Below are 23,729 nucleotides of genomic sequence, written 5' to 3' on the forward strand. Positions count from 1 at the left end.
GACATCTCCTACTGCACGGATTTTCGAGGGTCGGTCATAGTTGAGACATCGCCGAGAGCGGAACCGGGGAAAGCGAAACCGGGAAAGCGAAGGGCGGGAAAAGAGTAAACCGAGGCGGCCGGTCCGATCAGCGGGTCGGCGCCGCGAAACCGAGGGAGATTCCCATGGCGCAGAACGAGATCAACAAGGACGAGCAGTTCGACATCGAGGTCGAGGAGCTGGACACCGTCAACGGCGGCGTCTCCGTCTCCTCCCTGCTCTCCGCCGCCTGCCCGGTGTCGAGCTTCAGCTCGGTGTCGAACTCCGTCGCCGAGGTCGCGGCCGAGTAATTCGGGACCTGTGCGGGGGTGGTCCGCTCTCCGGCGGCCCACCCCCGCACCCCCCACCCGGCCCACCGGCACCCCGGCACCCGGACCGGACCCCACACCCCAGCCCCACCGCCAGATTGAAGGAGAGCCGGGCATGGACAGCCTCCGGCACGAGCTGACGCGGTTCATCCAGCAGCCCGCCGCTCAGCAGGACCCACCCGCGCTCTACCGCCGGCTGCTGACCGAGGCGCCCGTCCTGGACCTCGGCCCGCTGTACGTGGTCTCCGGCTACCAGGAGATCCTCACCGTCCTGATGAACCCCGGGACCAACGTCGACCCGACCACCGTCGGCCTGCCCCGGGCGGGCAACACCGCGCTGCTCAAGGTCGTCAACCGGATGCTGCCGATGCGCGACGGCGCCGACCACACCCGGCTCAAGCGGCTCGCCACCGCCGCGTTCAGCCACCGCCGGCTGGAGCAGATGCGCGAGCGGATCGAGAGCACCGCCGCCCGGCTGCTCGCCCCGCTGATCGCCGCCGGCTCCTTCGAACTCGTCGCCGACCTGGCCGTCCCGCTGCCGGTCGCGGTCTCCTGCGCCATCCTCGACGTCCCCGACTCCGAGCAGGGCCGGATCACCGGCTGGGCGAGCCTGGTGGCCCGCTCGATGCTCGACCCCTTCGGTAACGGCCCCGAGGCCGCCGAGCTGGACGCCGAGTTCGCCGAATTCCACGCCTACGTCGAGGAGTTGTGCGCGGCCCGGGCCGCCGACCCCGGCGACGACCTGATCAGCCGACTGACCACCGCCCGCGGCGAGGGCCGGCTCGACACCGAGGAACTGCTCGCCTTCGTGGTGATGCTGCTGGCCAACGGGCTGGAGACGCTCACCTCCGGACTGGCCGTCGGCGCCTGGGAGTTGATCCGCACCCCCGGCCTGACCGCCCGGGTGCGCGAGGAACCCGCGCTGGCCGCCGCCGTGTTCGACGAGGCCCAGCGGCTCGGCAGCCCCGTCCGGGCCAGCGCCCGGGCCCTGACCCGGGAGGTCGCGCTCGGCGACACCGTCGTCCCGGCCGGGAGCGTCGCCATGCTGCTGTACGCCGCCGCCAACCGGGACCCGCGCCGCTTCGCCGACCCCGACCGCTTCGACCTCGACCGCGCCGAGCGCCAGCACCTCGCCTTCGGCCACGGCCCGCACCACTGCCTGGGCGCGCCGCTCTCCCTGATCGCCGGCTCCGCCGTCCTGCGCGGCCTCGCCGAGGCCGACGCCACCAGGGAGTTGAGCACCACGCTGACCGACGCCACCGCCCGCCCGACCGAGCAGTTCGCCTTCGGCGGGGTGCGCGAACTGCCGGTGGCCTGCCCGCCGCGGACCGCGCCGGTGCCCGAGCTGATGGAGGTGGCGGCATGAGCATCACGACCGAACCCCGGCCCGAGACCGAGTCCGGCACGAAGGTCGACACGAAGGCCGACACGAAGGCCGGGACACCGCGCGAGACCGAGGCGGAGTCCCGGGCGCGGAACGCCGTCGCCGCCGTCGCCGCCGCCCGGGCCGCCGCCGTGCTGGAGCCCGGACTCGACCAGCCCGTACGGCTGGTCGGGGCCCGGCTGTGGCTGGCCGGCGCCGCGCTGGTGCTGGCCGTCGGCGCGGGCGCGAGCTGGACGGTGTGGGGCAGGCTCCCGCACACCCTGACCGTGCACGCGGTCGCCGCCCACGGCGACGCCCCCGTCCGGGTGGCCGCCGAACACCCGGGCAGCGTGCTGGAGTTCAAGGTTCGGCCGGGCGAGCACGTGACGGCCGGGCAGGTGCTCGCGCTGGTCGGCGCGGAGGGGTCCACCACCGAGGTCACCGCTCCCGCGGCCGGCACCGTGAGCGCGCTGCTGGCCGCGCCCGGAGCCCGGCTCGCCGCCGGATCACCCGTGCTGACCCTGGACGCGAGCGCCGCACCGGCCACCGTCCGGCTGCTGGTGGACGACCCGAAGGACGCCGCGAAGCTCGCCCCCGGCCTGCCCGTGCTGGTCCCGGTGCCCGGCGGGGGAGCGATCCGCGCCGTCGTCGACCGGGTCGAGCCGCTGCCCGTCCGGGCCGACTCGCTCGACGGCACCCTGCCGGTCGCCGTCCCCGGCCTGCCCGCCGGCACCGCGCCCGTCTGGGTGGCGTACGCCCGGCTCCCGCAGGGCGTCGCGCTGAACGGCCCGCTGGCGCTGGACGTCCGGGTCGACCTCGGCAGCCGGCACCCGTACCAGGCGGTGCTCGGACAGGAGGCCAAGCGATGAAGCCCACCCGCACCGCCGCCGTCGAACCGCCCGCCACCGAGCCGCGCACCGCCAACAGCGGCGAGCCGAGGACGGAGCCGAAGAAGGCGGAGTCCGAGCAGCCCGAGCCCGGGACCGAGCGGGCCAACCGGACCGAGCAGGCCAGCCGGACCAAGCAGGCCGAGCAGCCCGAGCAGCCCGAGCAGCCCGAGCCCGGGACCGAGCGGGCCGAGCCCGAGAAGAGCAAGCCCAGGACCAAGCAGCGCACCTACCTCCGCACGCCCGTCGTGCCGCAGATGGAGGAGCAGGACTGCGGGGCGGCCTGCCTCGCCGTCGTGCTCGGGGCGTTCGGGCGGCGGGTGACGCTGAACGAGGCGTCCCGGGCCTGCGGGGTCAGCCGGGACGGGGTGAGCGCGGCGGCCGTCGCGCGGGCCGCCGGGCGGTACGGGCTGCTGGCCCGGGGGCGCCGGGTGGTGCGGCGGGAGGACGACCGGCTGGAGGGGCTCGGCGCGGTGCCGGTGCCGTCGATGGTGCTGGTCACCGGCCCGCACTTCGCGGTCTTCGAGGGCGTCAGGCGGGGCCGGGTGCACGTCAACGACCCCTCGCTGGGCTCCTACTCGGCGACCCCGGCGGAGTTCTGGGACTCCTTCGCGGGCATCGCGGTGGGCTTCGAGCCCGGCCCCGACTTCGAACGCGGCGGGCGCCGCTTCCCGCTGCTGCGCTCGCTGACCGCCCGGATGCGGCCGTACGCGTGGCCGATGCTGGTCGCGGTGCTGGTCGGCATGCTGATGACGGTGCCCGGCGTGGCCTCCGCGTTCCTGCTGCGCACCTACCTGGCGACCGTGGTCAACGGCGGCGCGGGCGGCTGGGCGCTGCCGCTGACGCTGGCCGGGCTGGCGGTCGCCGGGCTGGTGCTGGCCGGGAACTGGCTGCGCTCCGCGATGGTCAACCGGGTGCTGGAGGCGATGGCCGCCCGCTCCTCGGCGTCCTTCCTGTGGCGGATGCTGCGGCTGCCCGGCGCGTTCTTCCACCGCCGCCAGCTCGGCGGCCTGGTCACCCGGGTGCAGCTCAACGACGGCCTGGCCAACCTGCTGTCCTACCGGGTGGCCGGCGCGGCCTCCTCGCTGGCCGCCGCCGCCGTGCACCTGACCGCGCTGCTCTGGCTGGCGCCGAAGCTCGCCGCCATCCCGGTGGCGGTCGCGGTGCTGGACGCGCTCGCGCTGCGCTCCGCGGACCGGCGGCGCGGCGGCACGATCCACCGGCTGCACGCGGAGGGCCACAAGCGGGACGGTGTCGCGTTCGCGGGGGTGTCGGCGATCGAGACGGTCAAGGCGGAGGGCGCGGAGGACGCGCTGTTCCGCTCCTGGGCCGGCTGGCAGGCCCGGGCCGCGCACACCGGGCAGCGGGTCGCCGAGAGCGTCCTGGTGCCGCTCTCGCTGCCCGGCGCGCTCAACTCGGCCGCCGCGGCCGCCGCGGTGGTCGCCGGGACGGTGCTGCTGCTGGCCGGCTCGCTCTCCTTCGGCACCCTGCTGGCCTTCCTGCTGCTGCTCAACGGCTTCCTCCTGCCGGTCTCCCAACTCGTCGGAACCGGAGCCGAGTTCACCGTCGCCCGGGCGCAGAACGCGCTGCTGGAGGACATCGAGACCAGCGAGGTCGACCCGTACCTCGTCCCGGTGCTCGACGCCCCGGCCGAGCCGGTCCGGCTGCGCGGCGAACTGGAGCTGCGCGGGCTGGAGTTCGGCTACGACCCGAACCGGCCGCCGGCCCTCGCCGGGATCTCGCTGCGGATCGCCCCCGGCGAGTGGGTCGCGGTGGTCGGCGGCAGCGGCAGCGGCAAGTCCACGCTGGCCCGGCTCGCGGCGGGCGTGCTGCGCCCCTGGAAGGGCGAGGTGCTGCTCGACGGGCGGCCCCGCGACGACTGGCACCGGGGCACCGTCACCGCCCAGGTCGCCTACGTGGAGCAGCAGTTGCGGCTCTTCGAGGGCACCGTCCGGGAGAACCTGACGCTCTGGGACCCGTCGGCCGGCGAGGACGCCCTGCACCGGGCGCTCGCCGACGCCGAGGCCACCGAACTGGTCCGCCGCCGCGGCGGGTTGGACGCCCGGATCGACGAGGACGCCCGGAACTGGTCCGGCGGCGAGCGCCAGCGCCTGGAGATCGCCCGGGCCCTGGCCCTCGACCCGGTCCTGGTGGTGCTCGACGAGGCCACCAGCGCCCTGGACGCCCACACCGAGGCCGCCGTCAACGAGCACCTGCGCCGCCGCGGCGTCAGCTGCCTGGTGCTGGCCCACCGCCTGAGCACCATCCAGGCCGCCGACCGGGTGGTGGTGATCGAGGCCGGCCGGATCGTCCAGCAGGGCCCGCCCGCCGAGCTCGCCGGACAGGACGGCCCCTACCGGGAGCTGCTGCGCGACGCCGAGCGGAAGACCCCCGCCGCCGCCACCAGCACCGCGGCCGCCACCACGACCACCACGACCACCACGACCACCACCGAGAACCGCACCGTTCGGACGGAGGAGCAGGCATGAGCACCACGACCGCCGCCCGTCGGGGCGGACCGCAGACCGCCGCGGAGGACGAGGAGCGCGACCCGGCGACCCGGGCCGACGCCACCGCGGCCGCCAACCGGACCGCACTCGCGGACGCGTTGGCCGAGTTCGGCACCGTCACCCGTCCGCACACCTCCCCGCGCCCCGGCGGCACCACGCCGACAGCGCCGCGCCACCGCGCGGACCTGGCGCGGGAGGTGCTGCGGGCGCTGGGAGTGCCGGTGCCGAAGGAGATCCCCGCCGCGGTGCGGGACGCCGCCGACCCGGTCACGGCGCTGCTGCGCCGGGCCGGGGTGCGCTGGCGCCCGGTCACCCTCGCCGACGGGGACGAGACCGGCACGGCCGGGCCGATGGTGGCGTTCGCCGCCGAGGACGGCCGGCCGATCGCCCTGATACCCCGGGCCGGACGGCACCGCCGCCACGACCCGGGCTCCGAACGGGCTGCCACCCGTGCGGAGTTGAGCCGCCAGGCGCTGCTGCTGTACCCGCCGCTGCCGCCGGGGTGCCCGTCCCCGGTCGACCTGCTGCGCTTCGCCCTCGCCGTGCCCGGTGCCCGCCGGGACCTGGGAGTGCTGAGCCTGGCCGGTCTGGTGTCGGCGCTGCTCGGCCTGCTCGTCCCGCTGTCCACCGGAGTGCTGCTGCCCGGCCTGCTGCTGGCCGAACGGCACCCGGTGCGCTGGCTGGCCGTGCTGCTGGGCTCCGCGGTGGTGGCGTCCTGGCTGCTCACGCTGGTCCGCAACACCGCCGCCGTCCGGCTCACCAGCCGGGTGCAGCACGCGCTCGAACCCGCCGTCTGGGACCGGCTGCTGGCCCAGGACGCCAGGTTCTTCCGCGACTACACCACGGGTGACCTGGTGCACCGGGCGAACGCGGTGGCGCAGGCCCGCCAGGCCCTCTCGGAGGTGCTGGTGGGCGCCGTACTCGGTGCGGTGTTCGCCGTCACCGGGCTGACGGTCCTGCTGCTGGTGGACTGGCGGCTCGGCGGGCTGCTGCTGCTCGCCGTGCTGGCGGTGACGGCCGCGCTGCTGCTGCTCGGCCGTCGCCGCCAGGAGTACGAGTCCCAGGTGTACGCGGCGCACGGACAGCTCCAAGGGGTGCTGTACGGGCTGCTGCTGGGCATCGACAAGATCCAGACCGCCGGCCGGGAGATCCAGGCGTTCGCCCGCTGGGCCGCCCCGTTCGCCGGGCAGAAGCGGGCCGACGCCGCCGCGATGCGCAGCGAGGCCCTGTCGAGCGCACTGACCACCGCGCTCCAGCCGCTGCTGCTGGCCGTCCTGCTGGCCGGGGCGACCTTCGGCCCGGCCGCCGAGGCCGGGCACCTGATGGCCGCCGGGGTGGCGGCCGGACAGGTCGCCCTGGCGCTCGGCCAGGTCACCCACGCCGCGGTCGGCGCGTACGGCGTCGCCCCGGTGCTGGAGCGGCTGCGCCCGATCCTCGCCGAACCGGCCGTGAACGCCGCCGAGCGGGCCGGACAGCTCACCGACCCCGGCCGGCTGAAGGGGCGGCTCGCCCTGGAGGACGTGGTGTTCCGCTACCCGGGCAGCGCGCTGCCCGCCCTGGACGGGGTGTCGCTGCGCGCCGAGCCCGGCGAGTTCGTCGCCGTGGTCGGCCCGTCCGGCGCCGGGAAGTCCACCCTGATCCGGCTGCTGCTCGGCTTCGAGCGGCCCGAATCCGGCGCGGTCCGCTACGACGGCCGCGAACTGGCCTCGCTGGAAGCCCGGTTGGTGCGCCGCCAGCTCGGCTCGGTGCTCCAGCACGGCCGGATGCTGCGCGGCTCGCTGCTGGAGAACCTGGCCGGCGCCGACCCCGACGTCGCCGAGGACCGGATCTGGCACGCCGCCGAACTCGCAGGGATCGCCGACGAGTTGCGCGCCCTGCCGATGGGCCTGGGCACCCGGGTCGGCGAGGACGCCCAGGGCTTCTCCGGCGGCCAGGTGCAGCGCCTGCTGCTGGCCCGGGCCCTGGTCCGCGACCCGGCCGTGCTGCTGCTCGACGAGGCCACCTCCGCGCTCGACAACGCCACCCAGCAGCGGGTCGCCGAGGCCGTCGCCGGACTCGACCGCACCCGCCTGGTGATCGCCCACCGACTGAGCACCATCCGCACCGCCGACCGGATCTACGTGCTGGACGGGGGCCGGGTGTCCGCCGCGGGCACCTACCGCGAACTGCTCGGCACCGACCCCCTGTTCACCCGCCTCGCCCGCTTCCAGGAGATGTGAGATGTCGCTCGACGTTCAGACCTGGCTCCGCACCCCCGGGACCCCGGGCCACGCGGCCCCGACCGCCGCCCTGCTGCCCGGCCTGCCCGGCGCCGACGAGCGGCTGCACGCCGTGATCGCCGCCGCGGCGAGTTTCGAGGAACGCGCCGCCGCCCGCGACGACGGGCAGGCCCTGTTCACCCCCGACCCGGCCGAGGACCGGCGCAGCCGCGCCGCCGCCGTCGAGACCTGGCTGCGCCGCGCCGCCGGCGACCAGCGCTCCGCCGGGGTGCTGCTCGACCACCTCGCCGAGACCGGCCGCCCGCTCGGCGAGGGCCTGCGCCGGGTCCGGCTGACCGACCCGGCCGCGCTGCCCTCCTGGGCCCACGCGCTGGCGGTGTTCCTGCGCGCCCAGAGCGAGGCGCCCGCCACCGGACCGGGCGCGGTCACGGCCGGCTTCCGGGCCGCCGCCGACGCCCTGCTGCCCGCCGGGGACGGCTCCGTGCTGGGCGTCCCGGTCACCGCGAAGGGTCGCGCCGACGTGGTCGGCACCCTGACCGGACGGCTGGTCGAGGCCGCCAACCTGACGCTCTGCCAGGAGTTCCAGCTCGCCACCGGCCGCCCCCGCGCCACCAGCTGGGACGCCGAGGGCGGCCCGGACGCCTCCGCCGCGGGCTGGCTGGCCCGGCTGGAGCGGCTGCCCGCGCTGGCCCACCTGATCGGCACGGTCTGCCGGCAGTGGCAGGAGATGTACACCGAGATGTTCGCCCGGCTCTCCGCCGACCGGGCCGGCCTGGTGGCCGAGATGTGGGGCGGCACCGACCCGGGCGCGCTGGACTCCGTGCACGGCGACGCCGGCGACCGGCACGCCCAGGGCCGCTCGGTGGCGCTGCTGCGCTTCGAGAGCGGCGCGGGCGTGGTCTACAAGCCCAAGGACATGCGGCACGCCACCGCCTTCCTCGGCCTGGTCGAACGGCTCAACCGGGAGCTCTCCCTCGACCTGCCGCTGCGCACCGTGCTGATCCGCTCCGACCGGGGCGACGACGGCCACGGCGCCTCGCTCAGCACCGACTGCTCCGGCGACTACGGCTGGGAGGAGCTGGTCCCGTCCCGCCCCTGCGCCGACCGCGCGGGCTTCGCCCGGTTCTACCGCCGCCTGGGCATGACCATCCGGCTGGTGCAGCTGCTGGAGGGCCGCGACCTGTGGGCGGACAACCTGCTGGCCGACGGCGAGCACCCCGTCCTGATCGACCTGGAGTGCCTGCTCTACCCGCGCGTCCAGGCCCCGCCGGTGCTGACCGCCGGACAGCACGGCCTGCTGGACGAGCTGGAGACCACCGTGGTGCGCACCGCGATGGCCTTCCAGGCGTGGACCCCGGCCGGACGCACCGACGCCCTCGACATCGGCTGCCTGTCCCGGGTCGGCAGCCTGGAGAGCGCCCCCGGCGTGCCCGCCCTGCCGCTGCCCGCCTACCGCCCGGTGCACGACGGGCAGCCCGCCGACCCGTGGCAGTACACCGACGAGGTGGTCGACGGCTACCGCGAGATGCACGCCGCCCTGCACCGGCTGCGCGGCGAACTCGCCGACCCCGAAGGGCCGCTGAGCGGGTTCCGGGGCATCTGGGTGCGCTACATCTGGCGCCACACCTGGGACGGCTACAAGATCCTGCGGGCCTCCACCAGCCCGTTCGCGCTGGACGACGGCGCGACCCGGGAGACCGTCATCGCCGGGGCGCTGCGCGGCGCCGTCACCGCCCGCGCGGGCGACGCGGCCCGGGGCGACCTGCTGGAGGTGGTGCTCGCCGAGCTCGACTCCTTCCGCTCCTTCGACATCCCGTTCTTCCGCTCGCTGACCTCCTCCTCCTCGGTGTTCACCGCCGACGGCCGGGAGATCCCCGGCCACTTCCAGTCCACCGGCTGGCAGCGCCTCCAGCTGCGGGTCGCCGAACTCGACGGCTTCGACCTGGAGGGCCACGTCGCGGTGCTCTCCGGCTGCGCGGACGCCGCCCGGGCCGGCACCGAGCGGCCCCCGGCGGTGCCCGCCCGGCCGCTGCGCGCGGCCCAGCCGCCCAGCCCCGGCGAACTGCTGTCCGCCGCCACGGCACTCGGCGACCGCGTCCTCGCCGACCGGCGCCCCACCGGCTGGCTCGGCCAGAGCTGGTACCCGGGCACCGGCCTGCGCCAGGTCGAGGCGCTCGGCCCCGACCTGACCTCCGGCACCCTCGGCATCGCCCTGCTGCTCGCCGAACTCTGGTCCGCCACCGGCGAACCGCGCTTCCACCGGGCCGCGCACGGCCTGCTCGCCGAGGCCGCCGCGCTGATCGACCCGAAGGAGCCGATGGCCTTCGCGTTCGCCGGCGACTCCCGGCTGGCCTCCGGTGCGCCCGTCCCCGGCGGCTTCTTCGGCCCCGGCGCGATCATCCACGGCCTGGCCCGGGGCGGGCTGCTGCTCGGCGAGGCCGACTTCCTCACCGCCGCCCAGGCCCTGGTGCCCGGCGCGCTGTCGGTCGCCGAGTCCGCCTCCAACCGGCCCGGCCGCCCGACGAAGGTCCCGCACGCCGACGTGCCGCTCGGCAGCGCGGGCCTGCTGCTCAACCTGCTGCGGCTGCGCCGGGCGGGCGGCAGCCACCCCGACACCGACCAGGGCATCCGGCTGCTGGCGGCCGGAGCGATCGACCGGCTCGCCGACGAGCACACCGCGTTCGACTTCCTGGAGCTCGTCCCCGGCGGCGCCGACTCGATCGCCGCCGCGCTCGCCCGCACCCTCGCCGAAGCCCCCGCGCTGCTCACCGACCCCGAGGACCTGCGGGCCCGGCTGCACGCGCACCGCTTCGCCACCGGCACCCGCTCCGGACGCCTCGCCTGCCTGGACACCGCCGTCTCGCTCGGCGCCGACGCCGTCGACCAGGCCGACCTGGGCGCGCTCGCCCCGCCCGTTACCGGCCCCGAACTCGCGGCCCTCACCGGCCGCGCCCTGCTCTCCGCCGCCACCGAGGCGCTCACCGCCGCCGAGGCGGGCCTGGTCCACACGCTGCCGGAGGACGTCGAGGCGCTGCTGCCCGGCCCGTTCTACGACGGCCGCGAGGCCGCCGCCCTGATGGTCCGCGAACTGCTCACCCGCCACCGCCTGCACGGCACCTGGTTCCCGGACCGGGCCGCGCACGACGCCGTCAACCTCGGCGCGCTGGACGGCACCGTCGCCGTCGGCCTGCTGCTGCTGCGCCTGCACGACGCCTCCGCCGCCCCGCTCGCCACCCTGCGCTGACCGCGCGCCGCTTCGAGGAGTACCCGCCATGTCCGAACTCATCGGCTTCAAACGCCACTTCACCCCGTACGTGGTCGACGGCGAGGCCGTCTACCTGGTCTCCGAGCGCGGCGTCTCGGTGGTCGACGGCAGGCTCGCCCAGGCCCTCGCCCCGCTGCTGGACGGCACCCGCACCGCCGAGCAGATCGGCGCCGCCCTGGACGGCGTCGTCCCGGCCGACAAGCTGCGCGCGGGCGTCGACAAGCTCCGGGCCGGCGGCTGGGTGACCGCCGCCGACCCGGCCACCGACCGCCCCGGCGCGGCCTTCTTCGAGATGGCCGGGCAGGACGGCGACACCGCGATGGCCGCGCTGCGCGGCGCCACCGTCCGGGTCGAGGTGTACGGCGAGCTGGACGCCGCGCCGTTCCTGGCCGCGCTGGCCGCGGCCGGCGTCACCGTCGACCAGGACGCCGCGTTCACCGTCGCGCTCACCGAGGACTACCTGCACCCCGGCCTGGCCGAGCGCAACCGGCGGGCCCTCGCCGACGGCCGCCCCTGGCTGCTGGCCCGCCCGGTCGGCTCGATCGTCTGGGTCGGCCCGGTGTTCAGCCCGGACGCCCCGGGCACCGAAGGCGCCGGGAACACCGGGAACACCGAGAACACCGAAGGCCCCGAGGACGCCGGCGGCTCCGGCTGCTGGGAGTGCCTGGCGCACCGGCTCTCCGCCAACCGGCAGTCGCTCAGCTACCTCCAGCACCGCCTCGGCCAGGACCAGCCGATCTCCACCGCCGGCGCCCACCTGCCCGCCACCCTGGCGCTCGGCACCCAGCTCGCCGCCCTGGAGACCGCCAAGTGGCTGGCCGGCGCCCGCCCGCCGCAGCCCGCCGTCACCACCCTGGACACCGTGCTGCTGGAGAGCGAGAAGCACGTCCTGGTGCGCCGCCCGCAGTGCCCGTCCTGCGGCGACGACGCGATCATGGAGCGCCGCCAACTCGCCCCCGTCGCCTTCGAGTCCCGCCCCAAGGCGTTCACCGCCGACGGCGGCCACCGCTCCGCCTCGCCCGAGGACATGCTGGAGAAGTACCGCCCCCAGCTCAGCCCGATCACCGGCGTGGTCACCACCCTGGTCCCCGCCGCCCGCACCCCCACCGGCCTGCGGGTCTACGTCTCCGGGCAGAACCTGTCCCGGCAGAGCGGCGACCTCAAGCAGCTGCGCACCGGCCTGCGCTCGGTCAGCTGCGGCAAGGGCCGCACCGACGTGCAGGCCCGGGCCTCCGCGCTCGGCGAGGCCATGGAGCGCTTCTCCGGCGTCTTCCAGGGCGACGAGGCCCGCCGCACCGCGACCTTCGCCGAACTCGGCGACGCCGCGATCCACCCCGCCCGCACCCTGCTCTACTCCGACCGGCAGTACGCCGAGCGCGACCGCTGGAACGTCAAGCAGTCGATGTTCAACGTCGTCCCGGTGCCGTTCCGCGCGGACGACCCGATCGAGTGGTCCCCGGCCTGGTCGCTCACCGAGCAGCGGCACCGCTGGCTGCCCACCCAGGCGATGTACTACGGCTACCGGCACAGCGGCCGGTTCTACGCCGCGGGCGACTCCAACGGCTGCGCGGCCGGCACCTCCTTCGAGGACGCCGTGCTCCAGGGCTTCCTGGAACTCGTCGAGCGGGACGCGGTCGCGCTGTGGTGGTACAACCGGGTCCAGCGCCCGGCCGTCGACCTGGACTCCTTCGGCGACCCGTACGTCGACCAGCTCCGCGAGGTCTACCGCGGCCTGCGCCGGGAGGTCTGGGCGCTCGACCTGACCGCCGACTTCGGCATCCCGGTGGTGGGCGCGTTCTCCCGGCGCACCGACGCCGCGCCCGGCTCGGGCACCAACGAGGACGTGCTGATCGCGTTCGGCGCCCACCTCGACCCGCACATCGCGCTCACCCGCGCCCTGACCGAGATGAACCAGTTCCTCGGCCCGGTCGCCGGGGACGAGCACGGCCGGGTCAGCTACGCGGGCGCCGACCCCGAGCAGAAGGCCTGGTGGACCACCGCCACCGTCGCCAACCAGCCCTACCTGCTGCCCGACCCGCACGCCCCGCGCTCCACCCCCGCCAGCTGGCTCCCGCTCGCCGGGGCCGACCTGGCCGACGACCTGGCGCTCGTCCAGCGGATCGTCGAGGACCGCGGCATGGAGTTCCTGGTCGCCGACCAGACCCGCCCCGACGTGGGGCTGCCCGTCGCCCGGGTGATCGTCCCCGGCATGCGGCACTTCTGGGCCAGGTTCGCACCCGGCCGGCTCTACGACGTCCCGGTCCGGCTCGGCTGGCTGGACACCCCGACCCCGGAGAGCGAGCTCAACCCGATCCCCATCTTCATCTGACCGACGCGCGGGGCAGCCGGGCCCGGCTGCCCCGCCCATCCGGGGAGGTCCCCATGACCGTCATCGAACACCTGCCGCCCGCCCCCGCCACCGGGGGCCACCGCCCGCTGCGCCGCCTGCTCCGGCTGCGCCCCGAGGTCGAGGTCACCGCCCAGGGCGCCGACGTCGAACTCGCCCACCCCTGGGGCCGCCAGCGCGTCCACGCGCTCGGCGAACGCACCGTCGCCGCCCTGCTCGACCTGACCCGCTCCGACGCCGACCTCGACCTGCTGGCGCTCGACCACGTCCGGCTGCTGAAGCTGCTCGAACGCTTCCCGTACCTGGTCACCACCACCGTCGCCGACCCGCTCGGCACCCCGCTGGCCACCGCCGTGCCGATCGCCCGCTCCGCCGCACTGCCCGGATTCGCCCGCCCCACCGGCCGGTTGGTGCTCTCCCGGTTCGCCTACCTGCGCCGGCTGCCCGACGGCCAGGGCCAGGACGGCGAGAGCTGCGTCCTCGAATCGCCGATGGCGCCGTTCCGGCTCACCCTCCACCAGGCCGCCGCCGGGGCCTTCGTGGCGGCGCTCAGCGCCTCCCGCACCGCCGAGGAGGCCGCCCTGCTCGCCGGGATGTCCCCCGGCGAGGGCGAGGCGCTGGCCGGACTGCTGGCCGGCGGCGGCTTCCTGGACGCCGGGCAGGGCTCCGAGGCCCCGCTCTGGGACTTCCACGACCTGCTGTTCCACGCCCGCAGCCGTCCCGGCCGGCACGACTACCCCACCGGCGGCGTCTTCGCCCACCAGGACGTCCCGCAACTGCCCGCGGTCTCCACCCCCGGCGCCCGCGAGGAGGGCGAGGGCATCGACCTGCCCGTCCCGGACTGGGACACCGTGGTCGCCCGCGACCCCGCGCTCAGCGAGGTCCTCGAAGGCCGCCGCTCGGTGCGCTCCTACGCCGACACCCCGGTCACCCTCGACCAGCTCGCCGAACTGCTCTACCGGGTGGCCCGGGTCCGCCGGGTGATCCCCGGCGACCCCGCCGACCCGCACGGCTACGACGGCGTCGAGCGCCCCTACCCGGCCGGCGGCGCCACCGGCGAACTGGAGGTCTACCTCTCGGTGGTCAAGTGCGTCGGCCTGGAGCCCGGCGTCTACCGCTACGACGCCGCCGCCCACCGGCTGCGCCCCCGCCCGTTCCAGCACCCCGGCGAGGAGGCCGCGTTCAACGAACTCGTCACCGCCGCCTGGCGCGCCACCGCCTGCACCGTCGACCCGCAGGTGCTGCTCACCGTCACCAGCCGGTTCGGCCGGCTGTCCTGGAAGTACAGCCAGATCGCCTACGCGCTGACCCTCAAGCACGTCGGCGTGCTCTACCAGACCCTCTACCTGGTGGCCACCGCGATGGGCCTGGCCCCGTGCGGACTCGGCTCCGGCGACACCGACGCCGCCGCCCGGGCGCTCGGCCTGGACTGGACCGCGGAGTCCTCGGTCGGCGAGTTCCTGATCGGCAGCCGCCCGGCCGGGGTGCCGCGCACCGCGCACGGCTTCGCGGACGTGGTGGCCGCCGCCCGCGCCGGGGAGGGCTTCGGCGAGAACTTCTGACCGGCCCGCCGCGCCGCACCCGGCCGCGCGACGCCGCACGCGCGACGCCCGGACGCACAGCGCCCGTGCGCGCGACACCCGGACGCAGGCACGCCTGCGACCCGTCAGCGGGAATCTGACGGGTCGTCGGCGAGCCTGCGTTCTTGTCCTGCCGTCCTACAGCCAGCCGCACTCGCGGGCGATCCGGATCGCGTCGCAGCGGTTGCGGGCCCGGGTCTTGGCGATCGCCGCCGAGACGTAGTTGCGCACCGTCCCCGGGGAGAGCGACAGCGCCGCGGCCGCCTCCCGCACCGTGCTGCCCGCGGCGATCTCGCCCAGCACCGCCAGTTCGCGGCGGCTCAGCGGCCCGGCCTGCCCGGTGCGCACCACGTCCAGCACCAGCCGCGGGTCGTACACCCGTCCGCCGCGGGCCAGTTCGCGCACCGCCGCGATCAGCGCGGGCGCCTGCACGTCCTTCAGCAGGACCCCGGCCGCGCCCTCCACCAGGGCCCGCCGCAGCTCCGCCGTCCGCGGCAGGGCCGGCACCAGCAGCAGCACCGCCGCGCCCGGCGCCGCCTGCTGCACCTGCCGGGCCAGCGCCGGCCCGTCCGGCTGCTCCGGGTCCAGCCCCAGCACCGCGACCGCGGGCCGCACCCGGGCCGCCGCCGCGACCGCCTCCTCCCCACCGGCCGCCTCGGCGACCACCGCGAGGTCCTCCTCCCGGTCCAGCAGGGCCCCCAGGCCGGAGCGGAACAGGTGGTGCCCGTCGGCCAGCAGGATCCCGGTCGAGTCCGTCGCCGCCGCGATCCCGGGGACCGGGAAGCGGTGGGCCGTGGCCCGCTGCACCAGCGGGCGTTCCAGTGCGGTCGTCATCCGCGTGCCTCTCCGGTCCGCTCCGGTCCGATCAGCCCCAGCCCCAGGTCCCGGACTGCTGCGGGCCGCTCGGGCTGCTGGTCGGGGTCGGGCTGCCGGACGGGACCGGGCTCGGGTCCGAGACGCCGCCGCCGACCACGGCGTTCTGGGCGGCCGCGTCCCCGGGCTGCTGCGGACCGCCGACGACCGCCCCGTCGGCGGTGACGACGGCGCCCGGTCGAGCCGGGCCGGCCAGTTCGGCGGCGGTGGCGACGCCGCCGACCGTCAGCGCACCAAGTACCGCAATCGTGACAATTCGGATGTTCAGCGCCATGGGAGTGCCCGATCCTCTCGCGTTCGGCTGATGCCCCGGGCTGCCACCGGGGCGTGTGGTGTGAGCCGTCGTCAGGTGCCCGGTGCGATCCGCGTCCCCCGCCGGGGGCTGCTCCCGCTTCCTCGCTCCGTCGTCCTGCCGACAACAACGAGAGTGCTCCCGGTGGCACCTCCGTGTCAGTAGTCGGAGCTGTCACCACAGTGCCGTGACACTGTGGTGCCAGCTCCACCACCGGGTTGTTGATGTACCGTCAGCTACGGGCGCTGTCCTGCCACGTGCCCAGCGCGATCCACGGGTCCGCCTCGCAGAGCGCCACCGACCAGCCCGCCAGCGGCCCGTCCGGCCCCACCAGCGCCGCCGCGCCCGCCCGCAGCGCCCACTCCGCCGACAGCAGCGAGGCCGCCGTCAGGAAGCACATCGCCGCCAGCCCGCCCGCGACCTCCAGCACCCGGACGTGGCACACCCGGGCCCCGTCCAGCGGCAGCCGCAGCAGCGCGGCCCGCACCGGACCGGCCCCGGCGGACACCGCGCACCGACCCGACACGGGCGGCGGGTCCAACTCCAGGCGGATCGCGTACATCCGTCCAGCGTGGCAAATCCGCATCCGATCCGCGCGGTACGACGGGTGTCACATCCCCGCCTGGCACGAATATGACAGTTGCCGGGCGCTCTTCACGGCTCGCCCACCTGTACGACAGAATCTCCGCAAGCCAGTTCTCGACGGTGACCGGTCAGCGCTAGTCTGACGCCCGGTCAGCAGGAATCCGGGGGGCGCGCCACGGCGCGCTGGAGGTCGACATGGGCAGAACCACGCGGACGGACTCGATCCGGGGCACGCGGAAGACCGGATCTTGACCGCCGGCGGCCCGATCGGGCTCGACCCGTTCGGCGAGGCGGTCTACCGCGCCATGCTGCTCCACCCCGACCTCGACACCGGTGGCCTGGCCGGCCACCTCGACTCCACCGAGGCCGAGGTCGGCCACGCCCTCGACCGGCTCGCCGACCTCGCCCTCACCCGCCCCACCAGCTGCGGCACCCGCTGGCGCGCCGTCAACCCCGAACGCGGCCTGGCCGCCCTGCTCGCCCACCAGGAGGCCGAGGAGGCCCGCCGCCAGCGCGAGGCCGAGCGCAGCCGGGCCGCGATGGCCGGGCTGATCGCCGAGTACGCCAGCATCCACGCTCCCGGCGCCGACGGGCAGCGCGGCATCGAGATGCTCTCCAGCCTCGACCAGGTCCGCGACCGGCTGATCCAACTGGCCTCCGACGCCACCGCCGAGGTGCTCTCCTTCGCCCCCGGCGGCCCGCAGCCCGCCCCCGTCATGGAGGCCAGCCGCGCCCTCGACCAGGAGACCCTGGAACGCGGCGTCCGGATGCGCACCGTCTACCAGGACAGCGTCCGCAACGACCCCGCCACCGTCCAGTACGCCCGCTGGCTGCACGGCCTCGGCGGCGCCGTCCGCACCACGCCCACCCTGCCGCTGCGCATGATCGTGGTCGACAACGCCACCGCCATCGTCCCGATCGACCCCGACGACCCCCGCAAGGGCGCCGTCCTGCTCCAGAGCCCCGGCGTGGTCGCCGCCCTGCGCGCCCTGTTCGACCAGGTCTGGGAGCACGCCCGCCCGCTCGGCGAGAAGAGCCCCCAGCGCGACCCGCACGGCCTCACCGGCCAGGAGCGCGAACTGCTCCGCCTGCTCGCCGACGGGCTCACCGACGAGCGCGCCGGGCAGCGCCTGGGCGTCTCGCTGCGCACCGTCCGCCGGATGATGGCCGACCTGATGGTCCGGATGGACGCCCGCAGCCGCTTCCAGGCCGGCATCCAGGTGGCCGCCCTCGGCTGGCTGGAAGCCGCCGAGGACGCCCCCGCGTGACGGCAGCGGCCCCCGCCCCCTCGGAAGGGGACGGGGGCCGCCGGCACGGGCCCGGCGGACTACCGGTAGTAGCCGGTGATGTCGGCGATCAGGTCGACCGTGCCGTCGTTGTTGTACAGGTCGACCTTGCCGTTCAGCACCGGGACGACGACCAGGTTGGGGATGGTCTGCCCGGCGGTGAAGTTGAGGTTCGACGCGGACGTGCGCTGCTGCCCGTCCGGGTAGACCGCGACGTAGCTGGAGCTGGTCGGGTTGGTCGCCGTCACGTTCAGCACCACGGCCTTCGCGTCCGACGGCACCCCGGCCCGGCCCGCGACCTGCAGGGCGACCGTCCGGCCCGCGCCGACCTTGGCCTGCGGGGCGCCCAGGCCGGAGCGGGTGTCCATCAGCCGGACCGGGCCCGCGCTGACGAAGGACGCGCCGCCGCCCTGGGTGTAGTACCCGGAGATGTCGGCGATCAGGTCGACCGTGCCGTCGTTGTTGTACAGGTCGACCCTGCCGTTCACGACCGGGACGACGACCAGGTTGGGGACGGTCTGCCCCGGGGTGAAGTTGAGGTTCGACGCGGACGTGCGCTGCTGCCCGTCCGGGTAGACCGCGACGTAGCTCGGGCTGGTCGGGTTGGTGGCCGTCACGTTCAGCACCACGGCGGTGATGTCGTTCGGCATGCTCCGGCCGCCGCCCAGGTCCGCCCCCGCGACCTGCAGGGTGACCGTCCGGCCCGCGCCGACCTTGGCCTGCGGGGCGCCCAGGCCGGAGCGGGTGTCCAGCAGCCGGTACGGGCCGGCGGTGGACAGCTTCGAGGCGCCCGACGGCGAGTAGTAGCCGGTGATGTCGGCGATCAGGTCGACCGTGCCGTCGTTGTTGTACAGGTCGACCTTGCCGTTGACGACCGGGACGACGACCAGGTTGGGGATGGTCTGCCCGGTGGTGAAGTTGAGGTTCGACGCGGACGAGCGGGGCTGTCCGTCGGGGTAGACCGCGACGTAGCTGGGGCCGGTCGGGTTGGTGGCCGTCACGTTCAGCACCACGGCGGTGATGTCGTTCGGCACGCTCCGGCCGCCGCCCAGGCCCGCCCCCGCGACCTGCAGGGTGATCGACCGGGCCGGTCCGACCTTGGCCTTCGCCGCGCCGGTGCCGTCCCGGGTGTCCAGCAGCCGGTACGGGCCCGCCGGGGTGTAACCGCTGGGCGCGGGCGCGTTGTTGGCGACCACCTGGACGTCGGAGGACTTCAGGTACGCCAGCCGGTGGTTGAACCGGATCGGGTAGTAGGTGTCGGTGCCGACCACCCGGGTGCGGTCCTTCGGCGCGTCGCCGTTGATGTTCTGCGCGTAGAAGAAGTCGCTGTCCAGCGCCACCGGGCTGCCCGCCAGGTACCCCTGGCCGGCCGGGACGGTCGCGCTGTACGCCACCGGCGCCAGGTTGGCGGTGCTGATCTCCGCCGGGTACGCCGACAGCTCCGGGTAGGTGCGCCCGTACACCGGGATCGAGGCGGCCCCCGGCTTCGCGGTCAGCACCACCTGGCCGGCCCGGTCGTCCGCCACGCCCGCCGTGAAGCCCGGGTTGGCGAACCAGGCCTTCTGGCCGCCGTACCAGATCGCCGTCCAGTCGCCCTGCTGGTCGGCCACCACGAAGCTGGTGCCGGCCACCGCCTTGGCCCGGACGTCCGCGGCCTGGGTGGTGCCGCCGTTGACCAGGGTGCCGCTGTTCGGGCCGGTGTACAGGTAGACGAAGTTCTCCGGCCGGGCCGGGACGCCGTCCACCGGCGGGGTGTTGCTGCCGTCGAAGGCCGGGGCGATGGTCACCTTGCCGCCGGGCAGCAGCACGCCGCCCCCGTTGGCCCGCACCGGCGCGCCGAGCAGGTCCATGTAGTGGTTCCAGTCCCAGAAGGTGCCCGGGTCCCAGTGCATGCCCGAGATGGTCTCCTGGGTCGGCCCCGGCACGTCGTCGTGGCCGATGACGTGCTCGCGGTCCAGCGGCACCCCGTACTTCTCCGCCAGGTAGCGCACCAGGGTCGCCGAGGACTGGTACAGCTGCTCCGAGTACCAGGGCTGGCTGCCGGTCGGGAGCGCGTAGCCCTCGTGCTCGACGCCGATGCTGTGCATGTTGACCGTCTTGTTGCCGGCCTGCCAGGCGATGTTCTTGTCGTTCACCAGCTGGGTGACGTGGCCGTCGCTCGCCCGCACGATGTAGTGCGCGCTGGACTGGGACTTCGGGTCCTGGAAGGTCCGGATCGACCCGGCGTACCCGCCCTCGGTGTCGTGGATCACGATGTACTGGATCCGGTCGCCGTCGGCGGGCCGGTTCGCGATCGTGTAGTTGCCGTACGAGGTCGGGTCGGCGGGGTTCGTCAGGTCGTACGCCGCCTCCTGGAAGTCGCAGTTCAGCGCGGCCGGGCACTCGATCGGGTGCGGCTCGGGGTTCGAGGAGAGCGGGGCCAGCGCCGGTCGCGCCGAGCCGCGCGAGGCCGCGGCGGTGCCGGTGGCGGCCTTCGGCGCGTCCTTGCCGCGGACGGCCTTGTCCGCGCCCCGGGTGGGGGCGGGGGCGGTCGCCGGCAGCGCGGGCAGCGAGCCCTGGCCGTCGGAGGAGCTGCGCGGCGCGGTCGCGGTGCTCGCCGATCCCTGCGACACCCCGGTGTCGGCGGGCAGTTCGACCCGCTCGCCGTCCGCTGTGGTCCGGGCCGCGCCGAGCCGGATGGTGTTGTACACCCGGTCCGCGAAGGCGTGGCCGCTCGCGTCGTCGCTCGCCTCGCTGAACCGGGCCACCGACTCGTACCAGGCGGCGGGGTCACCGGAGAGCGGCCGCCCCGCGTCCTTCTGGTACTTCACCAGCAGCGCCGCCGCACCGCGGATCGACTGCGCCGGGTCCGACTTCAACTGCCCCGCCGGACGGTCGATCAGCTTCGCGGCGCGCGCCAGCGTGTGCAGCGCGGGGGAGTCCTCCACCGGCACCGGATCGGCCTTCGCGGCCGGCGCGGTGCCGTCGCCCCGCCCGTCCACCTCCGCCCCCGGCCCCTGGGCGAGCGCCCGGGCGACCGCGGCCGGGTCGACCTCGGTCAGGCCCATCACGTTGTAGTTGCCGGTGGTGCTCGGCTGGCCGCCGTGCTGCTCCCAGCGGCTCTGCTGGTACGACAGCGCCAGCAGCACGCTCTGCGGGACGTGGAACTCCCCGGCGGCCGCGGCGAAGGAGCCGCGCAGCTTCTCGCCGGGCGCCGCGGCGGCGGCCCGGTCGTCGGCCGAGGCGAACACGGACAGCGCGGTCGCCGAGACGACCGCGGCGGCCGTCAGGGCCAGCGGTATCCGCAACCGGTGCGAGCGGCGGTGCCGCCCGCCACCGGCCGATGGGTCCTGGTGGGCAGTCAACAGGAGTGCGCCTTCCGGACGAGTCCGGCCGCGGGCGGCCGGTTCAGGTGGGAAACGGACCCGGTACGCACGACGAGGCACCCCCGGGGCGAGCGCTGACGCTAGCACCGATCGATACGCACCCGGACGGTCGGAGGTTGCGCGACACCGGTGGAGATCCGGTGAAGGCCACTCCGTCCCTGCTCCGGCCCCCTGCCACCTGCTCCGGCCCTCTGATCCGGCCCCGCTCGGGTCGCCGATCCGCCCACTCCGGCCGTCGGTCCCTGCTCCGGTCGCGCCGGTCGACGGCCCGGCCCGGGCCCCGCCGCGCCGCCTACCGCCGCGCCGCCTACCGCCGCGCCGCCTACCGCCGCGCCGCCTACCGCCGCGCCGCCTACCGCCGGTGCTTGCCGCTGGTCGGGGCCGGGGTCGGGTACGGGATGCGCAGCTTGCGGGCGAACGGGGCCACCGAGGCGCCCACGCCCAGCGGGCGGGCCAGCACGAACAGCGAGAGCAGCACCGCCAGCGCGCCCGCGGCCAGGCCCGCCAGGCTGCCGAACAGCCCCGCGCCGAACCGCCCGGCCAGCCAGTGCGCGGCCAGCGCGCCCGGCGCGCAGGCCGCCAGCAGCCCCAGGTGCAGCACCACCAGCCGGCCGCCCTCCAGCCCGCTGCCGCGCCGCCAGTCGCGCCGCACGCCCAGGTCCACGGTGGCGTTCGCCCCCGGCGCGAAGGCGTCGGTGCGCAGCACCATCGTGGCGTCCGGCCCCTGGCCCGGCCCGGCCTGCGCGGGCACCGCCGCCGGGGCGGCGCCCCGGGACAGCCGGCGGCCCAGCGCGATGCCGGTCACCGCCACCGAGACCAGCGCGGCCGTGGTGTGCGCGAACGCCATGCCGACCACCTTGTAGCGCAGCGGCAGCGTCTCGTACGCCACCCAGCACATCAGCGCGTTGGTGCCGGTGGTCACCAGGGTCAGCCAGAACGGGGTGCGCGCGTCGCTCATCGCGTAGAAGCCGCGGGCCAGCGCGTACTGGGCGCAGAACGCGGGCAGGCCGATCGAGAAGGCCATCAGCAGCGAGGCCACCACCATCGCGTCGGCGTGCACGGTCGGCCCGGAGCCGTAGCCGTACGCGGCCATCGCGATCTGCGGGGCCAGCGCCAGGAAGAGCACCGCGGCGGTGACGATCATCGCGGCCGAGGAGCGGAGCATCCCCGACAGGTCCTCGCCGATCTTCCGGTAGTCGCCCGCCGTCGCGGCCCGCGACATCCCCGGCAGCAGCGCCGTCACCAGCGAGATGGTGATCACGCCCTGCGGGACGACGAACAGCTGGTACGCGTTGGCGTAGGCGGCGTAGCCGCGTCCGCCGACGATGTGCGCGGCCGCCGCCGCCTTGCCCGCGCCGGTGCCCAGGCTGGTGATCACCGCGAAGGACAGCTGGGTGGCCACCACCAGCAGCAGCGCCCAGCCCGCCGAGCGCAGCGGCCGGGTCAGGCCCGCGCCGCGCCAGTCGAAGCGCGGCCGGAAGCGGAAGCCGGAGGAGCGCAGCGAGGGCAGCAGCGCGGCGGCCTGCACCACGATGCCCATGGTCGAGCCGAGGCCGAGCAGCAGGGTGTCGCCGGAGGTCACGTCGCCGACCTGGTAGGCGTGCCGGCCGATCACCAGGTAGATGCCGAACACGCCGATCGCCACGACGTTGTTCAGCACCGGCGTCCACATCATCGCGCCGAACCGGTCGCGGGCGTTCAGCACCTGCCCGAGCAGGGTGAACACGCCGTAGAAGAAGATCTGCGGCAGGCAGTACCGGGCGAAGTCGATCGCCAACTCGCGCTGGGCGCCGTCGAACTGCGAGTACAGGTCGACGATCTGCGGGGCGAACAGGAACGCGCCGACCGTCAGCACCACCAGGATCACGCCGCACAGGGTGAGCAGCCGGTCGGTGTACGCCTGGCCGCCGTCCCGGTGGGTCTGCATCGCGTGCACCAGCTCCGGCACGAACACCGAGGCCAGCGCGCCGCCGATCAGCATCATGTAGACGATGTTCGGCAGCGAGTTCGCCACGTTGAACGCCTCGCCGACCGGGCCGTTGGTCAGCGCCGCCACGATCACCGCGCTGCGCACGAAGCCCAGCGCCCGGGAGGCCAGCGAGCCCAGCGCCATGATCAGGCCGTTGCGGCCGGTGGAGGCGGGCTTCTTGGCCGCGGGCTCCGGCCCGTCCGGCTCCTCGCCCGCCCGCGGCGCCGGTACCGGCCGCTCGGCGGCCGGCGGGGGGGCCTGCGGCGGGAAGGGCGGCCGGCCGTACTGCTCGAACGCCTGCGCGGGGATCCGGCCCAGCTGCATGGTCGGCTGGTCCTGCCCCGGGTACGGTCCGTCCGGCGGCGGGTAGTACGGGGCGCCCTGCGGGTGCGGGCCGCCCTGCGGCGGCTGCGGCTCGTCCCGGCGGTACGCGGTGTCCGGCCGGTGCGGTCCGCCCTGCCCGTGCGGGGCGCCCTGCTCGTACGGTCCGCCCTGCGGGTGGTACGGGTCGCCGGGGCCGTCCGCAGTGTGCAAGGTCATCGGACCCCCCGTCGATCGGTGCCCGTCCGGCGTTGCGTGGGTGAGTGCGGGAGATTCGGCCCTGGTCCGGACTCCGCCTGCCGGTTGCAGGGTGCACCAGCCGCAGAAGTCTGCCCCACTTCGGCACCCGATGGGGAGTCGGGTGCCGACCGGCGAGCTGTTCGAGCCGGTCGCACCGGTGTCCGGGGGCCTTGCCGCACCGGCCGTGGAGCGTCGTTTGCGCCCGGAAACACGCGGAATGCTGCCCGCGCGGTTCCCCCGCGCGGAGGAGGCGGGCGACGCGGTGTGACGTTGCTCACGA

General features: G+C 75.6%; 14 protein-coding genes. 9 read left to right on the forward strand and 5 right to left on the reverse strand.

Features of this window, described 5'->3' with window-relative positions; translation table 11 throughout:
* Positions 1–164 precede the first annotated feature (164 nt).
* The 8 genes from ACIQVD_RS04985 (at position 165) to ACIQVD_RS05020 (ending at position 14,500) form a co-directional block, all read left to right on the forward strand.
* Entirely contained in the window at positions 165–329 is a 165-nt protein-coding gene (locus ACIQVD_RS04985; protein ID WP_157852240.1) for a hypothetical protein, read from the forward strand.
* Between the two features lie 133 nt (positions 330–462).
* Entirely contained in the window at positions 463–1,713 is a 1,251-nt protein-coding gene (locus tag ACIQVD_RS04990; protein WP_402286098.1) for a cytochrome P450, read from the forward strand.
* Complete coding sequence (locus ACIQVD_RS04995) at positions 1,710–2,579, forward strand: biotin/lipoyl-containing protein (protein ID WP_402286101.1); 870 nt, start codon at positions 1,710–1,712, stop codon at positions 2,577–2,579. Before ACIQVD_RS04990 ends, ACIQVD_RS04995 begins: the two co-directional genes overlap by 4 nt.
* Positions 2,576–5,086, forward strand: coding sequence for an ATP-binding cassette domain-containing protein (locus ACIQVD_RS05000; protein ID WP_402286103.1), 2,511 nt, complete (start codon positions 2,576–2,578; stop codon positions 5,084–5,086). Before ACIQVD_RS04995 ends, ACIQVD_RS05000 begins: the two co-directional genes overlap by 4 nt.
* Positions 5,083–7,326, forward strand: a complete 2,244-nt coding sequence (locus ACIQVD_RS05005) for an ATP-binding cassette domain-containing protein (protein WP_402286106.1) — start codon at positions 5,083–5,085, stop codon at positions 7,324–7,326. The genes ACIQVD_RS05000 and ACIQVD_RS05005 overlap by 4 nt, the downstream gene beginning before the upstream one ends.
* Position 7,327: 1 nt before the next feature.
* On the forward strand, positions 7,328–10,570 hold the full coding sequence (locus ACIQVD_RS05010) for a DUF4135 domain-containing protein (RefSeq protein WP_402286108.1): 3,243 nt from the start codon (positions 7,328–7,330) through the stop codon (positions 10,568–10,570).
* A 28-nt stretch (positions 10,571–10,598) separates the two neighbouring features.
* On the forward strand, positions 10,599–12,920 hold the full coding sequence (locus ACIQVD_RS05015) for a TOMM precursor leader peptide-binding protein (RefSeq protein ID WP_400682334.1): 2,322 nt from the start codon (positions 10,599–10,601) through the stop codon (positions 12,918–12,920).
* 53 nt (positions 12,921–12,973) lie between these two features.
* Positions 12,974–14,500 (forward strand): SagB family peptide dehydrogenase, encoded by a 1,527-nt coding sequence (locus ACIQVD_RS05020; protein ID WP_400682333.1) that lies wholly within the window; start codon positions 12,974–12,976, stop codon positions 14,498–14,500.
* A gap of 156 nt (positions 14,501–14,656) precedes the next feature.
* Here ACIQVD_RS05020 and ACIQVD_RS05025 read toward each other — a convergent pair whose 3' ends face one another.
* The 3 genes from ACIQVD_RS05025 to ACIQVD_RS05035 all read right to left on the reverse strand — a co-directional run bounded on the left by ACIQVD_RS05025 (position 14,657) and on the right by ACIQVD_RS05035 (position 16,245).
* Entirely contained in the window at positions 14,657–15,352 is a 696-nt protein-coding gene (locus ACIQVD_RS05025; RefSeq protein ID WP_100836674.1) for a response regulator transcription factor, read from the reverse strand.
* 31 nt (positions 15,353–15,383) lie between these two features.
* Positions 15,384–15,665: a hypothetical protein gene (locus ACIQVD_RS05030; protein WP_400682329.1), complete on the reverse strand. Its 282-nt coding sequence runs from the start codon at positions 15,663–15,665 to the stop codon at positions 15,384–15,386.
* A 250-nt stretch (positions 15,666–15,915) separates the two neighbouring features.
* Positions 15,916–16,245: a hypothetical protein gene (locus tag ACIQVD_RS05035; protein ID WP_400682328.1), complete on the reverse strand. Its 330-nt coding sequence runs from the start codon at positions 16,243–16,245 to the stop codon at positions 15,916–15,918.
* Between the two features lie 271 nt (positions 16,246–16,516).
* On the opposite strand from ACIQVD_RS05035, the gene ACIQVD_RS05040 reads away from it, so the two are divergent.
* Positions 16,517–17,536 (forward strand): LuxR C-terminal-related transcriptional regulator, encoded by a 1,020-nt coding sequence (locus tag ACIQVD_RS05040; protein ID WP_402286112.1) that lies wholly within the window; start codon positions 16,517–16,519, stop codon positions 17,534–17,536.
* A 59-nt stretch (positions 17,537–17,595) separates the two neighbouring features.
* On the opposite strand, the gene ACIQVD_RS05045 is transcribed toward ACIQVD_RS05040, so the two are convergent.
* Together ACIQVD_RS05045 and murJ are read right to left on the reverse strand one after the other, a co-directional pair.
* On the reverse strand, positions 17,596–20,898 hold the full coding sequence (locus tag ACIQVD_RS05045; protein WP_402286115.1) for an N-acetylmuramoyl-L-alanine amidase: 3,303 nt from the start codon (positions 20,896–20,898) through the stop codon (positions 17,596–17,598).
* A gap of 373 nt (positions 20,899–21,271) precedes the next feature.
* The gene (gene murJ / locus ACIQVD_RS05050) at positions 21,272–23,428 is read right to left on the reverse strand and encodes a murein biosynthesis integral membrane protein MurJ (protein ID WP_402286117.1); all 2,157 of its coding nucleotides are present in this window, start codon (positions 23,426–23,428) and stop codon (positions 21,272–21,274) included.
* Between the last annotated feature and the right edge of the window lie 301 nt (positions 23,429–23,729).

Origin of the sequence: Kitasatospora sp. NPDC090308 (genome assembly GCF_044769485.1) — a bacterium.
In the GTDB taxonomy this organism is placed as follows: domain Bacteria; phylum Actinomycetota; class Actinomycetes; order Streptomycetales; family Streptomycetaceae; genus Kitasatospora; species Kitasatospora fiedleri.

Coding starts and splice junctions, on each gene's coding strand:
- ACIQVD_RS04985 (WP_157852240.1), top strand. CDS start 165: ATGGCGCAGAACGAGATCAACAAGGACGAGCAGTTCGACATCGAGGTC.
- ACIQVD_RS04990 (WP_402286098.1), top strand. CDS start 463: ATGGACAGCCTCCGGCACGAGCTGACGCGGTTCATCCAGCAGCCCGCC.
- ACIQVD_RS04995 (WP_402286101.1), top strand. CDS start 1,710: ATGAGCATCACGACCGAACCCCGGCCCGAGACCGAGTCCGGCACGAAG.
- ACIQVD_RS05000 (WP_402286103.1), top strand. CDS start 2,576: ATGAAGCCCACCCGCACCGCCGCCGTCGAACCGCCCGCCACCGAGCCG.
- ACIQVD_RS05005 (WP_402286106.1), top strand. CDS start 5,083: ATGAGCACCACGACCGCCGCCCGTCGGGGCGGACCGCAGACCGCCGCG.
- ACIQVD_RS05010 (WP_402286108.1), top strand. CDS start 7,328: ATGTCGCTCGACGTTCAGACCTGGCTCCGCACCCCCGGGACCCCGGGC.
- ACIQVD_RS05015 (WP_400682334.1), top strand. CDS start 10,599: ATGTCCGAACTCATCGGCTTCAAACGCCACTTCACCCCGTACGTGGTC.
- ACIQVD_RS05020 (WP_400682333.1), top strand. CDS start 12,974: ATGACCGTCATCGAACACCTGCCGCCCGCCCCCGCCACCGGGGGCCAC.
- ACIQVD_RS05025 (WP_100836674.1), bottom strand. CDS start 15,352: ATGACGACCGCACTGGAACGCCCGCTGGTGCAGCGGGCCACGGCCCAC.
- ACIQVD_RS05030 (WP_400682329.1), bottom strand. CDS start 15,665: ATGGCGCTGAACATCCGAATTGTCACGATTGCGGTACTTGGTGCGCTG.
- ACIQVD_RS05035 (WP_400682328.1), bottom strand. CDS start 16,245: ATGTACGCGATCCGCCTGGAGTTGGACCCGCCGCCCGTGTCGGGTCGG.
- murJ (WP_402286117.1), bottom strand. CDS start 23,428: ATGACCTTGCACACTGCGGACGGCCCCGGCGACCCGTACCACCCGCAG.